Source organism: Paraburkholderia sp. BR10872, assembly GCF_040965835.1.
GTDB lineage: Bacteria > Pseudomonadota > Gammaproteobacteria > Burkholderiales > Burkholderiaceae > Paraburkholderia > Paraburkholderia nodosa_A.
Genome location: NZ_JBFRCN010000018.1, coordinates 20,224 through 32,696 on the forward strand (window position 1 = coordinate 20,224; position 12,473 = coordinate 32,696).

Genomic DNA, 12,473 nt, shown 5'->3' on the forward strand with positions numbered 1-12,473 from the left:
CGCATCCCTTAACCTGGGACTACCAGGAAAATCTTGCGCGCCAGAACCAGGTTCTCCTGTCCATCGGGATCACGAAACTTCTGCAGCCGATCACGCGCGACGGTGATTTCGGCACGCTTCGTTCACGAACCGTCGAAACGCTATGCGCGCGGCTCCCGGATCTTCTCACCTATGACCGTGGCGCCGTGTTCAGATCATGAAGCGGCTGTCTTCCACGAGCACACGCGGCAACGGTTGCAGGTCGGTGCGCGCGAAGCGCACCAGAGAGAAGGCGCGCAGACCTTGCGGGCTCGACGGCAGCCGCGCGAGCGGGAACGTGATCGAGGCGCTGTTGCCCGGGCCGCCGTTTGCGAGCAGCACATTCATCGGACTCAGGCAGATCTCGCGCATTTCGACGTTCGTGTATTGCGCGGGATTCGCGAGCACCCTGCAGATCACCGTGAGCTGGTGTTCGAGCGCTTCGCTCTTGAGGCCGAGTGCGGCAATCTCGCTCTCGTTCTGCGCAATCTGCGCCTCGACCTTCGCCACTTCGGCGACGTTTGGCACGGCGTGCTCGCCGAGCATGCGTTGCGTCCCCGCGCCGTGGCGCGTGAGCAGTTGCAGGCGCGTCCTGAGCAGCGCACGCTCCTGTTCCAGCACGTCGCGGCGCGACTCGTCGGCGCCGATCTGCTCGAGGCCTTCCAGGGCGATCTGCTCGACCACGCGCTGTACGATCTGCTCGCGAAGGTCGCTCTCGGTTTCGCCGCATACACGCACCTGATGGTCGTCGAAGCTCAGCGTCGTCTGCATGACATCGGTGTGCACCTCGTCGCCATGCTGCTCGGCACCGAAGGCATGCCGCTCGTTCAGGGCCATGCCGAGCACCGCGTAAGTCTCGCGCGCAAGTGGATGAGCCTCGAACCAGGCATGCAGTTCAGGCGAGCGGCTCAGCACATGGCCGACCTCGTCGGGCGCAGCGAAAAACGCGTGGATATAGGGGTCGCTCGACCAGGTGGCGGCGCTCGCTTCGCGCGCGGGTGGCATGCGGTCCACCACCTCGCGCACGTACGCGACCGATTGCGCGAGCGCGGGGGCGAGCCGCTCGCGCCACTCGGGCACGAGCTTGAGCGTAGGGCTGAGCACGAGCAGACGCTCGATCAGCGTCTGGATTTGCGGCGATTGCGGCGCCTGCTTCGCGCGGGCGCGCGGCCAAAGCCTTTCCAGGATACCCATCGATAACTCCGTTGCAGACCGCTAGGACGCGGCGGCGGTGAAGCGCAGGGCGCACAACGAGGCCTCTTGTCGCGAATGACTATACCGCGAATCACGACCCGGCCGCGGCGATACTGCCGCAACGCAGCAACGCCTCACGTTGCGTTCATGTTCCCGGAAACACTCACCTTTGAGTTGCGTGACGTGCGCCACATAGACCTGAACCTGGCCGCCGATATGCGCAACGGTGCAACGAAAACCCGTGCGGCGCACACCGCAGTGAACTTGCGCTCCCGCACACGCTCACCTTTGGTTTTCTTTGGAGCGCCCACCTTGCTACGCAGGTTTGTGCAGTGCTTCATCCCGGCCGTTCCCGTATGCACTCACCGTCGAGCATGGCGGCGCGATGACGGCTCCCGAATATCCTCACCATCAGACAGCACGCGCTGTCTTGATCTGCAATCCGAATCAATTGCCTCGCTAACGTGATCCCATCCTCACCTTTCCTCTGCCTTTCAGGGACCGTCGCGGACGCAACGAATCGCGATGACATGTCAACGAGGCGTTTCAGGCACGCCAATTGCGCAGGGGGCACGGCGCGTGCACGAGGGCCTCGGGAAAAACCCCGCTTGCTGGGTGCGCAAACCGCGAAGCATCAAGCAAGAGCGACCTCGTCACGCGTTTTAGACGGTTCGTTCAATTGACAGTGGCCAATGTCATGATCCAATCTTCTGCGCATAAATACGACACAGGGAGGCAGACAAATCATGGAGAGCATTGTCCGCAGCAGCTTGATGCTGGCCGCGGCCGCGACCCCTTTGCTGGTCGCCTGCGGCGGAGGTACCGCCAGCAATCCGGCACCCATCACCCCGGCGCAATGCTCGGGTTCGTCATGCGCGAACCAGGGTCCGCCCAGCAGCGCACCGACCGCCACGGCGTTGTGTCCCGCCGCGGCGGACATCGCGGCGAACACGTATCTGGGCGGTGCAGGCAGTGGCGAGGTCGTGAGCCTGAACATCGACCCGACGAAGATGACGTACAAGCTCACGTTCCTCGCCTCGCCCATTCCCGTGGCCGCGAGTTCGGTGCAGAACACGCGTGCGGGTCTCACCATCACGGGCGCCGTGCAGCATCCGCCCGCGGGCTCGCTGCCGACCGCCGCGCAGATCACGTGTGCGTTCCAGCTTCAGGCGGGCACGGGCACGATCAACGGCAGCACCTACACGACGGCGTACAACGCCAACAATCCGCCCACGATCTATGTTGGCTTTGGCGTGGCGGGCGGCGGCATTCCGGGCGCGACCGTGAACATCGACGGCGACACCACTGCAAATCTGCTCTTCAGCGGGGTGGCGCCGCGCACGTTCGACTTCTATCCGTTCATCGGCTTTTCGTCGGTCAGCACGAGCCTCGCCGATCTCAAAGGCTCGTATAACGCGCTGCTCTATCACATCCTGCCTTCCAGCAGTTTCGCGCCGGCGGCGAAGGTGACGCAGGAGCAGTACGACGCAAGCGGCAATTGCAGCGTGCCGGCTGGCGCGACCAACACGAGTTGCGCAACCGCTGCGAACGCATGGACGGCGAGCACGAGCGGCAGCTATTTCGACAGTACCGACGCACCGCAGATCGAGACGCCCACACCGTTGCCGTTCCCCTTGAACCTCGGCAACAACGTCATCGTCAGCCGCCAGGGCGGCGCCGGACACCTCATCCTCGGCAAGCTCAATGGGGCCATCGTGCCCGTGGTCGTACGCACCGGCTACGTGAACGAAACCATCAGCCTGAGCAATCAGATCGCCGTGGACGACGAGTCCGGCATCGCCCTGCTCGCGCCCGCGACGACGCTCACGTCGGGCGCGTTCGACGGTAGCTACATTGGCGCGGACTCGAATTTCGCCTACACGGCAACGCTCATCAACGGCCAGCAAGCCGGCTTCCTCAAGCCCTCGACGATGACGACGCAGAGCCAGTTCACGCTCGATTACACGCAGACGCACCCCGGCCTGATCGGCGTAACCGATACCCAGGGCAAAGCGGGCAATCTGATTGCGGTGGGCGGTCTTTACGGCATCTTCATCAACGGCGAGGAGAACGGCGGCGTCACGGCCAGCTCGGCGAATAGCGCCACGCCCAATCAGCCTTACTTCGGCGTCGGTGCACTGATCCAGCCACAGTAGTTCATCAGGCGGTCGCGGCATCCTGATCGTTGACGACCGCCTTAATTTCGCACTGCGAATGACTGTCAGTCGCTCTCGCCAACAACAATACTCTGGAGACGCGGTATGAAATGGAAACTTTTTGCGGCGCTCTCGATTGCCGCACCGACGATCGCAGCGCTCAGTGCATGCGGTGGCGGCAACGGCAGCAGCAGTAGCCCTCCGCTCGTGGAAGCAGCGCTTTGCCCCACCTCGCTCGATTACAACACGGTGTACACCGGCGGCGGCGGCGACGGCGAACTCGTCAAGCTGCAGCTCGACACGGCCAAAATGACGTGGCAGATCACTTATGTCGAGTCGCCGATCCCGCAGACCACCGGCACCGTGACGCCCACGCGCAAAGGCCAGGTCGCCACCGGCACGCTGACGGCGGAAACCGGGCTCCCCACGGCGAAGCTCAACCAGTGCGCGTTCCGCCTGAATGGCGCGAGTCTCGATCCCAACCGCCCGGCGCGCGTCTTCATCGGCGAAGGCGTGGCCGGCGGCACGATTCCGGGCGCCGAGATCGCGTACAAGGGCTCCGGCGGTATTGGCGTCGTGCCGGACACGACGTTCCCGTACTACCCGTTCATCGGCTTCTCCGCGATCGAAACGAATCTCGCGAATGTCGCCGGCACGTACAGCCAGCTCGGCTATCACCAGGTGCCTTCGCAGAATTTCCAGCCCGCAGCGGTCGACGCAAAGATCACGATCAACGCCAACGGCACCTGGACCGAATGCGACAACACGGGCGTGAACGCCGGCAAATGCCAGCAGCCCGGCACGAATTTCGCGCAGTCGGCCGATGGCAGCGGCGCGTTCGAAACCGATCACTTCCAGGGGCAGGTGAAGCCGACGCTCGTCACCACGGAGCCGGCCGGCAAGGGCTTCATGATCGTCGGCAAGTTGCGCGGCCAGCTCGTGCCCGTGCTCGTCCGCACCGGCGTGGCGTATCCGCAGGTTGGCGTCGATCCGCAAAGCGGCGCCACGGGCCCGGTGGCCGACGACGAATCGGGCATCTCCGTGCTCGCGCCGCAAACGGCTATCGCGCAGGGCTCGCAGAACGGCGAATACATCGGCGTGGACAGCCAGTTCGACTATCGCACGCTCGCGCTGGAAGGCACGCAGGCCACGCTGCTCGATCCGTTCAACGCCTCGCAGGCCGCGCTCGCCACTGCCCTCGATCTGAACTTCACCCAGACCGTACCGGGCACGGTGACGACCACGCATGTGGGCGCCTCCACCGGCTCGACACCCACCGGCAAGATGATCTTCACGGGCGGCGTGTTCGGCTACCTCGACATGACGACGCCGTCGGACCCGTACTTCACGGCTGGCGCGTTCGTTCAGTAAGGATGACGAAGCAACGTATCGAACAATAACCGGCGCGGCAAACCGCGCCATTCACGAGGTGGCCACTCCCGGCCGTCGCGCAACGCGGCGGCGGCCGGGCCACAAAGGCGCGCGCAGCAAAGGCGGACGACGCATGCCGGACATCCCGAAGCATGCATCGAGCCGTCCCGCGCGCGGGTAAGGCACACCCGCTCCTGGGAGGGACATGATGAAACGCATTGCAGTGGCGGCGCTGACCGCCGGGCTGGCGGCGAGTGCGTATGCACAGCACGCCGGCGACAACGTCGTCGCACTCGGCTGGTTTCACGTCACGACGCAGCATTCGAGCACGCCGCTCACCACGGACGTCGCGCCCGTGCCGATCAACACGCCGCTGCGGCTGCCCAGTTCGTTCACTTCGGCGGGCACGGGGCTTTCGGCATCGAATGCGGATACGGTCGGCCTCGTCATCAGCCACTTCTTCACGGACCATATCGCGCTTACCTCGGTGGCGGGCGTGCCGCCCACGTTCAAGCTCTATGGTCACGGCACGATCAAGCCGCCAGGCCCGGCGGGCGCGCTCGGTAGCCAGAATCTCAGCGATCCGGCGACGAACCCCATTGTCGGCAGCGTGCGCCAATGGAGCCCGGCGCTGATCTTCCAGTATTACTTTCGCGACGCCGATGCGAAATTCCGCCCGTTCCTCGGCATCGGCGTGTCGTACAACTGGTTCTCGGACATCCAGCTCAATCCGAACTTCGTGAAGGCCACCCAGGACGATCTCGGCTCCGTGCTCGCAGCGGGCGCCGGCAAGTCGGGGCAAACGCAGATCAGCGCGAAGGCGTCGTCGTCGTGGTCGCCGGTTTTCAATCTCGGGGCCACCTACAACGTCACGAAGCATCTGGGGATCGTTGCGTCGGTCACCTATATTCCGCTGAAGACGACGTCCTCGGTGATCGTCAAGGCAGCGGACGGCAGCGAGCTCGGCGTGAGCCGGGCCGACCTCAAGGCTGATCCGATCATCTCGTTCCTCGCGCTTTCTTACCGCTTCTAAGGGCGCGTCGTGCCGGCGCAACGGCGAGGAGGCGCATGCGCGTAAGGGCGAGAACGCCCGCGCCAGAGCATGCACCCTCCCGTGCGCTCGCGTGGGCCGGGCCGCTCGCGCTAAAATTGCGGCATGCCGAAAACGCCCAAAGCCCCCGTGACCGATTCCGCGCCCGAGCGTGTCACCGACAGCGAATACACCGTCGACGAACTCGCTCGCGTGGCGGGCACGACGGTGCGCAACGTGCGCGCCTATCAGGACCGCGACCTGCTCATGCCGCCCGAGAAGCGCGGGCGTGTCGGCATTTACAACGATTCGCACGTCGCGCGGCTCAAGCTCATCAACCACCTGCTGGCGCGCGGCTACACGCTCGCCAACATTCAGGATCTCATCCTGGCGATCGACGACGGCGGCGACCTGCGCTCGATCCTCGGCCTGGAGAATGCGATCGGCGGTCCGTGGTCGCACGCGCGGCCAAAAACGTATTCGCTGCCGCAGCTCATCAAGCTGTTCGGGCCGCAGGCGCCGAGCAGCCTTTCGCGTCTTGCGGATCTCGGGCTGCTCGAACGCCAGGGACTGTCGTTCGTCTCGCGCAATCCGGGTATGCTCGACGCGGCGGCCGCCACCGTGCGCGAAGGCATTCCCGCACGCGAGCTGCTCGACGTGCTCGAAGAAACGCGTCCGCATTTCGACGCCATCGCGCGCGTGCTGGTGGAAATGGTCGTGCGCCATCTGGATCGCTACGATCAGGGCGCGCTGCCGCCCGCCACGGACATGCCCGCGCTCGTCGACGCGATCTGGCGGCTGCGCCCGCTTTCCACGGTGTTCGTCGAGCACGAGATCCTGCGCGCGCTTGAAGCGCAGTCGAGCGACTACCTCGGCGGCCGGGTCGCGACGATCCTCGACAAGACGCTCGGCCGCGAGCGTGCAAGCGAGGCCGCGCCTTCGCCCGCTTCCGCGCCTGCCAGCGCCGCGAAGCAGCGCGCGCCCAAAGCCGCGCCTCGCAAGAGCGCCGCGCGCGCGCCGGCTGCCGCAAAACCGGCTCGCCCCGCGGAGAAAACCGCGCTCAAGAAGCGTTAAACGCGCGCGTCGTCTCTCCTCGTTTCTGCTTCCCCGAGCGCGTGAAAGGCCCCGCCAGGCGGCCTTTCGCGCGCTGGCGTCCCCTTGCGCCCCTACTGTTGTTCATGTGTTAGAGCGCTGAATCTAGCCCCTTGCGCATTGGCGTCGATCGCACTATGTTTACATCCATCAATGTCACAGTCATAGATGGATGGACAACAGGGAGACGCTCCGGATGAACGCACCCGCCCGTACCGGCGACGCGATCGGCATCGCCATCATCGGCACTGGTTTTGCCGGCCTGGGCATGGCGATCCGCCTGCTGCAAAGCGGCAACCAGGACTTCGCGGTGTTCGAGAAGGCTGACTCCGTGGGCGGCACCTGGCGCGACAACCATTACCCCGGTTGCGCCTGCGACGTGCAATCGCACGTGTACTCGTTTTCGTTCGCACCCAATCCGCGCTGGACCCGCATGTTCGCGCCGCAGCCCGAGATTCGCGCCTATTTGAATCGCTGCGTCGAGCGCTTCCGGCTTTTCCCGTGGCTCAACTTCGGGCACGAACTCACGAACGCGACGTGGGACGAAGCCGCGCACTGCTGGCGCCTTGCGTTCGCCAATGGCCGGCGCCTCACCGCGCGCGTGCTGATCTCGGGCATGGGCGGCCTTTCGCGCCCCGCGTTGCCGGCGATTGCGGGACTCGACACCTTCGAAGGCAAGGCCTTCCACTCGCAGCACTGGGACCACGACTATGCGCTCGAAGGCAAGCGCGTCGCCGTGATCGGCACGGGGGCAAGCGCTATTCAGTTCGTGCCGCAGATCGCGCCGCGCGTGGCGCAACTCTCGCTCTTCCAGCGCACGCCGCCGTGGATCATGCCCAAGCCCGACCGCGCCATTTCGGGCTTCGAACAATGGCTGTTCCGCACGCTGCCCATCACGCAGGCGCTCGCTCGCGCGGGCCTTTACTGGATGCTCGAAACGCGCGTGCTCGGCTTCGCGGTGCATCCCGCGCTCATGAAGAACGTGCAGAAGCTGGCGTTGCGCCATATCCGCCACCAGGTGCCCGATCCTGAACTGCGCGCGGCCGTGACGCCCGACTACACGATCGGCTGCAAGCGCGTGCTCATATCGAACGACTACTATCCGGCGCTCTTACGCGAGAACGTGCAGGTGGTGACGAACGCAATCGAGCGCGTGGACCGCACCGGCGTCGTGACCGCCGACGGCGTGCATCACGAGGTCGATTGCCTGATCTACGGCACCGGCTTTCAGGTGGCCGATCCATTCCCGCCGGGCACGATCGTGGGCCGCGGCGGCATCGATATCGTCGAGACCTGGCGCGACGGCGCACATGCCTACCTCGGTACGAGTCTGCCTGGTTATCCGAACTTTTTCATGCTGGTCGGCCCGAACACCGGCCTCGGCCACAGCTCGATGGTGTTCATGATCGAATCGCAGATCGAGTATGTGCTTGGCGCGCTCGCCGCCATGAAGCGCGACCACGCCGATTCGATCGACGTGCGGCCCTATGTGGAAGCGCGCTACAACGAGCGCATCCAGAACAAGCTTGGCCGCGCGATCTGGTCGGTGGGCGGCTGCAAGAGCTGGTACCTCGACCCGCGCAACGGCAGGAACACGACACTGTGGCCCGGTTTCACCTGGCGCTTTCGCCGCGCCACCGCGCACTTCTCCCTCGCCGATTACCAGGTCTATCGCGCGCCGCATGCCGCACAGCACGAAGCGCCGCTCGCCGTGGCCACGCAACCCACCGAGGCCGCCTGAACAGGCGCAATCGCCCCACCCGGAGCCCGCCCATGAAACGCTTTGACAACAAGGTCGCCGCCATTACCGGAGCCGGTTCGGGCATGGGCCGCGCGCTCGCGCTCCAGCTTGCCGGTGCCGGCTGCCATCTCGCGCTCGCCGACCGGAACGCCCCGGCGCTCGAGGAGACCGCTCGCATCGTGGGCGCGCTTGCCCCTTCAGTACGCGTGAGCACGCGCGTGCTCGACGTGAGCGAGCGCGACGCCGTATTCGCGTGGGCCGACGAAACAGTCGCCACGCACGGCGGCATCAACCTCGTCTTCAACAACGCGGGCGTCGCGCTGTCGAGCACCATCGAAGGCATGGCGTACAGCGACCTCGAGTGGATCGTGAATATCAACTTCTGGGGCGTCGTGCATGGCACGAAGGCATTTCTGCCGCATCTGAAGGCGAGCGGCGACGGACACATCGTCAATACGTCGAGCGTGTTCGGTCTTTTCGCACAACCAGGCATGAGCGGCTACAACGCGACCAAATATGCCGTGCGCGGCTTTACCGAAGCGCTGCGCCAGGAACTCGACATGATGCGCTGCGGCGTGTCCGCGACCTGCGTGCATCCGGGCGGCATTCGCACGAACATCGCGCAATCGAGCCGCGTGGCGCACAACATGGTCGGCTTTATGGTGGCGAGCGAGCAGCAAGGCAAAGACGACTTCGAGAAGTTCTTCATCACCACTGCCGACGACGCTGCCCGCATCATCCTGAACGGCGTGAGGCGCAACGCGCGGCGCGTGCTGATTGGCCGCGACGCGCGCGCAGCCGACTGGCTCGCGCGCACGTTGCCCGCCGCGTACCAGGCGCTGGTCGTGATGAGCGCGCGGCGCGAAGCCGCGAAGGCGCGCCGCCGCGCCGCGCGCGGGTCCGCCGCCACGCAATGAATAACAGCAGGCACACAACAGGGAGCCATAACATGATGCCGATACGGCGCGACATCCGCTTCGCATTACCGCCCGAAAGGGCCTGTGACTGGCACGTCCAGGGCGTGCCGGTCACCCACTTCTTCAACGCGCTTTCGCTGCTTTTTCCCGCGGGCGAGCGCTTCTTCATGGATTCGGTGCGGCACTATCGCGACCGCATCGAGGACCCCGAACTCAAGAAGCAGGTCATGGGCTTCATCGGCCAGGAAGCGATGCACACGCGCGAACATGTCGAATACAACGACTTGCTGCAGGCGGCGGGCTTGCCTGCGCACAAGCTCGACAAGCGGTTGTGGGCCATCCTCAACTTCGCGCGCAAGGTGTTGCCGCCTTCGCTGCAACTCGCGCAAACCGTGGCGCTCGAACACTACACGGCCATGCTCGCCGACCTGCTGCTCGCCGATACGGGCACGCGCATCGAAGGCTCGGTGGCGGGCTACAAGCAGATGTGGCTTTGGCACGCGCTGGAGGAAACCGAGCACAAGTCGGTCTCGTTCGATGTCTGGAATCTCGTGATCGAGCCGGGCGTCAAGCGCTATTTCATGCGAACCGGTACGATGCTCGCCACCACGGTTCTCTTCTGGCTCATCGTGTTCGACTATCATCTGGCGCTTTTGCGCGCGCACCGCCGACGCCAGGGCAAGGTGCGCGGCACATGGAGGCTCGTGAAGTTTCTCTACGGGCCGCGTCACGGCGTGTTTCCCGGCATCGCGCTCGAATGGCTGCGCTTTTTCAAGCCCGGCTTTCATCCGTGGGATCACGACAACCGGCAGCATCTCGCGCGCATCGACGGCCTCGTTGCGCAGATCGACGAGACCAACGCGCAGTACGCCTCGCGTGCCGCCCCGCGCCGCGTGCCGCTGCATCCGGCGGCAACGCCGCGCGCGGTGTGAGCCACGTCATGCGCGGCGCACCCGAACCCGTGTTCGTCCAGTCCGACGACGTGCGCCTCGCGGTCTACGTCAGCGGGCCCAACGATGCGCCGCCCGTCGTGCTCGTACACGGCTACCCGGACTCGGCGCGCATCTGGAGCGCGCTGCGCAGCGAACTGGAGACGCGCTTTCGCGTGATCGCCTACGACGTGCGCGGCATGGGGGCCTCCGAAGCGCCGCGTGCGCAGTCTGGCTACGCGCTCGCGCAACTCGCGCGCGATCTGTTTGCGGTCGCCAATGCCACCTGCGGCGCGCAGCCGTTTCATCTGCTGGCGCACGACTGGGGATCGATCCAGTGCTGGGAGGCCGTGACCGATCCGGCGAACGCTTCGCGCATTGCTTCGTACACCTCGATATCTGGCCCGTGTCTCGACCATGTTTTTCTCAAGCCGCGCGTCCCGGCGCAGTTGCTGAAGTCGTGGTACATCGCGTTCTTTCATCTGCCGTTCGTGCCCGAACTGGCCTGGCGGCTTGGCGGCGCGGCGTTGTGGCCGTGGTGGCTGCGCAAGACCGAGCGCGTGCGCGTCGAGCCTGATCCCCGGCAGTTGCGCAACGCGCTCAACGGGCTGCAACTCTATCGCGCGAATTTTCTTGCCTGTGCGCGGCGCCCGCGCGAGCGCAGCACGCGTATTCCGGTACAGTTCATCGTGCCGCGTTTCGACCGCTATGTGACGCCGGCCATGTCCGAAGGCATCGAGCGCTGGCTTGGACAACATCAGCGCGAGATTATCGCCGCGCCGCATTGGGCGGTGGTGAGCGAGGCGCGGCAGATCGCGGCGCGCTTCACGCGTTTTGCCACTTGCGCTTCGTCACGCGCACAAGGCTTCGAACCCAACCTGCCCCCAGAGGACCGCCAGTGAACCCACTTGCCCTGCCTGCCGCGGTCGTTGCAGCCGGCGCTGCACTCGCCGCGCTCGCCGCATTCACGCGACGCGCCACGCGCCGCATCGAAGCCGCCGTGCCGATGGACGGTCAATTGGTCGACATCGACGGCGACCAGATTCATTACGTCGAGTTCGGCAGTGGGCCGCCCATCGTGTTCATTCACGGCCTGAGCGGACAAATGCGCAACTTCGCGTGGCTGCCCATGCAGGCGCTCGCGCGCGAACATCGCGTGATACTCATCGATCGCCCGGGTTCCGGCTACTCCACACGCGGGCCGCACGCATCGGCGACCATCCGCGCGCAGGCGCGCACGGTCGCGCGCTTCATCGAAGCGCTGGGTCTCGAATCGCCGGTGCTCGTCGGGCATTCGCTCGGCGGCGCGATCGCGCTGGCCGTAGCGCTCGATCATCCGCACGCCGTTTCGCGGCTCGCGCTGATCGCGCCGCTCACGCACGTGCAGACCGAGGTGCCCAAGGCCTTCCGCGCGCTCGTGCTGCGCTCGAACGCCGTGCGCCGCTTCGTGGCGTGCACGTTCGCTACGCCCATCGGCCTCGCGACCAGTTCCGCGGTCCTCAAGCAGGTGTTCGCGCCCGAGGCCGTACCGGGCGATTTCCGCACACGCGGCGGCGGACTCCTGAGCTTGCGGCCCAGCGGCTTCTACAACGCCTCCGCCGATCTCATCGCGATTGAAGACGCCGATGATCTCGTGCAGATGGAACAACGCTACGCAGAACTGAGCGTTCCCGTTGATGTTCTGTTTGGCCGTGACGACGTCGTGCTCGACTGGACCCGACACGGCGAGGCGCTCAGCCGCCTCACGAGCCAGGTGACGCTCAAGGTGGTGAGCGGCGGCCATATGCTGCCCGTCACCGCGCCGTCCACGACCTACGACTGGCTGCTCTCCGCGCTCTCGGGCACAGTGCACGCGAGCCACGCGCGCGCGATCGAGGCGGATGAGTCGCGCACGGACATCGGTTCGCCGGCACCGGGCGTGTTGGGCAATCCGTCTGTGACTTAGCCGGCCTCGCCACACGGCGTGCGCTGCGTGAAGAGGAAATCGCGAAGCCGAAAAATGCGTCGGCCCGCGTGCGAACGCGC

Annotated in this window: 10 protein-coding genes; 9 read left to right on the forward strand and 1 reads right to left on the reverse strand. The window is 65.6% G+C overall.

Annotation, left to right across the window (positions count from 1 at the left end):
• Nucleotides 1–189 precede the first annotated feature (189 nt).
• Complete coding sequence (locus tag AB4Y43_RS16075; protein ID WP_069261531.1) at nucleotides 190–1,212, reverse strand: hypothetical protein; 1,023 nt, start codon at nucleotides 1,210–1,212, stop codon at nucleotides 190–192.
• A gap of 746 nt (nucleotides 1,213–1,958) precedes the next feature.
• Between AB4Y43_RS16075 and AB4Y43_RS16080 the strand changes: the two genes are divergently transcribed.
• From AB4Y43_RS16080 to AB4Y43_RS16120, 9 genes are all read left to right on the forward strand, one after another.
• On the forward strand, nucleotides 1,959–3,368 hold the full coding sequence (locus AB4Y43_RS16080) for a DUF2957 domain-containing protein (protein WP_069261532.1): 1,410 nt from the start codon (nucleotides 1,959–1,961) through the stop codon (nucleotides 3,366–3,368).
• 105 nt (nucleotides 3,369–3,473) lie between these two features.
• Nucleotides 3,474–4,739 (forward strand): DUF2957 domain-containing protein, encoded by a 1,266-nt coding sequence (locus AB4Y43_RS16085; protein ID WP_069261533.1) that lies wholly within the window; start codon nucleotides 3,474–3,476, stop codon nucleotides 4,737–4,739.
• Nucleotides 4,740–4,947: 208 nt separating this feature from the next.
• Nucleotides 4,948–5,772: an OmpW family outer membrane protein gene (locus tag AB4Y43_RS16090; protein ID WP_342947170.1), complete on the forward strand. Its 825-nt coding sequence runs from the start codon at nucleotides 4,948–4,950 to the stop codon at nucleotides 5,770–5,772.
• Between the two features lie 123 nt (nucleotides 5,773–5,895).
• Nucleotides 5,896–6,843, forward strand: a complete 948-nt coding sequence (locus AB4Y43_RS16095) for a MerR family transcriptional regulator (RefSeq protein WP_368728215.1) — start codon at nucleotides 5,896–5,898, stop codon at nucleotides 6,841–6,843.
• Between the two features lie 214 nt (nucleotides 6,844–7,057).
• The gene (locus tag AB4Y43_RS16100) at nucleotides 7,058–8,602 is read left to right on the forward strand and encodes a flavin-containing monooxygenase (protein ID WP_368728216.1); all 1,545 of its coding nucleotides are present in this window, start codon (nucleotides 7,058–7,060) and stop codon (nucleotides 8,600–8,602) included.
• Nucleotides 8,603–8,634: 32 nt separating this feature from the next.
• Nucleotides 8,635–9,519 carry an SDR family NAD(P)-dependent oxidoreductase gene (locus AB4Y43_RS16105; protein ID WP_368606532.1) on the forward strand — a complete coding sequence of 295 codons (885 nt, stop codon included), beginning with the start codon at nucleotides 8,635–8,637 and terminating at the stop codon, nucleotides 9,517–9,519.
• Between the two features lie 32 nt (nucleotides 9,520–9,551).
• Entirely contained in the window at nucleotides 9,552–10,451 is a 900-nt protein-coding gene (locus AB4Y43_RS16110; protein WP_368728217.1) for a metal-dependent hydrolase, read from the forward strand.
• 8 nt (nucleotides 10,452–10,459) lie between these two features.
• Nucleotides 10,460–11,350, forward strand: a complete 891-nt coding sequence (locus AB4Y43_RS16115) for an alpha/beta fold hydrolase (RefSeq protein WP_368728251.1) — start codon at nucleotides 10,460–10,462, stop codon at nucleotides 11,348–11,350.
• Nucleotides 11,347–12,393 (forward strand): alpha/beta fold hydrolase, encoded by a 1,047-nt coding sequence (locus AB4Y43_RS16120; RefSeq protein ID WP_368728218.1) that lies wholly within the window; start codon nucleotides 11,347–11,349, stop codon nucleotides 12,391–12,393. The genes AB4Y43_RS16115 and AB4Y43_RS16120 overlap by 4 nt, the downstream gene beginning before the upstream one ends.
• The last annotated feature ends 80 nt before the right edge of the window (nucleotides 12,394–12,473 follow it).

Excerpts from the sequence above, each read along its gene's own strand:
- AB4Y43_RS16075 (WP_069261531.1), bottom strand. The coding sequence starts at position 1,212 with ATGGGTATCCTGGAAAGGCTTTGGCCGCGCGCCCGCGCGAAGCAGGCG.
- AB4Y43_RS16080 (WP_069261532.1), top strand. The coding sequence starts at position 1,959 with ATGGAGAGCATTGTCCGCAGCAGCTTGATGCTGGCCGCGGCCGCGACC.
- AB4Y43_RS16085 (WP_069261533.1), top strand. The coding sequence starts at position 3,474 with ATGAAATGGAAACTTTTTGCGGCGCTCTCGATTGCCGCACCGACGATC.
- AB4Y43_RS16090 (WP_342947170.1), top strand. The coding sequence starts at position 4,948 with ATGAAACGCATTGCAGTGGCGGCGCTGACCGCCGGGCTGGCGGCGAGT.
- AB4Y43_RS16095 (WP_368728215.1), top strand. The coding sequence starts at position 5,896 with ATGCCGAAAACGCCCAAAGCCCCCGTGACCGATTCCGCGCCCGAGCGT.
- AB4Y43_RS16100 (WP_368728216.1), top strand. The coding sequence starts at position 7,058 with ATGAACGCACCCGCCCGTACCGGCGACGCGATCGGCATCGCCATCATC.
- AB4Y43_RS16105 (WP_368606532.1), top strand. The coding sequence starts at position 8,635 with ATGAAACGCTTTGACAACAAGGTCGCCGCCATTACCGGAGCCGGTTCG.
- AB4Y43_RS16110 (WP_368728217.1), top strand. The coding sequence starts at position 9,552 with ATGATGCCGATACGGCGCGACATCCGCTTCGCATTACCGCCCGAAAGG.
- AB4Y43_RS16115 (WP_368728251.1), top strand. The coding sequence starts at position 10,460 with ATGCGCGGCGCACCCGAACCCGTGTTCGTCCAGTCCGACGACGTGCGC.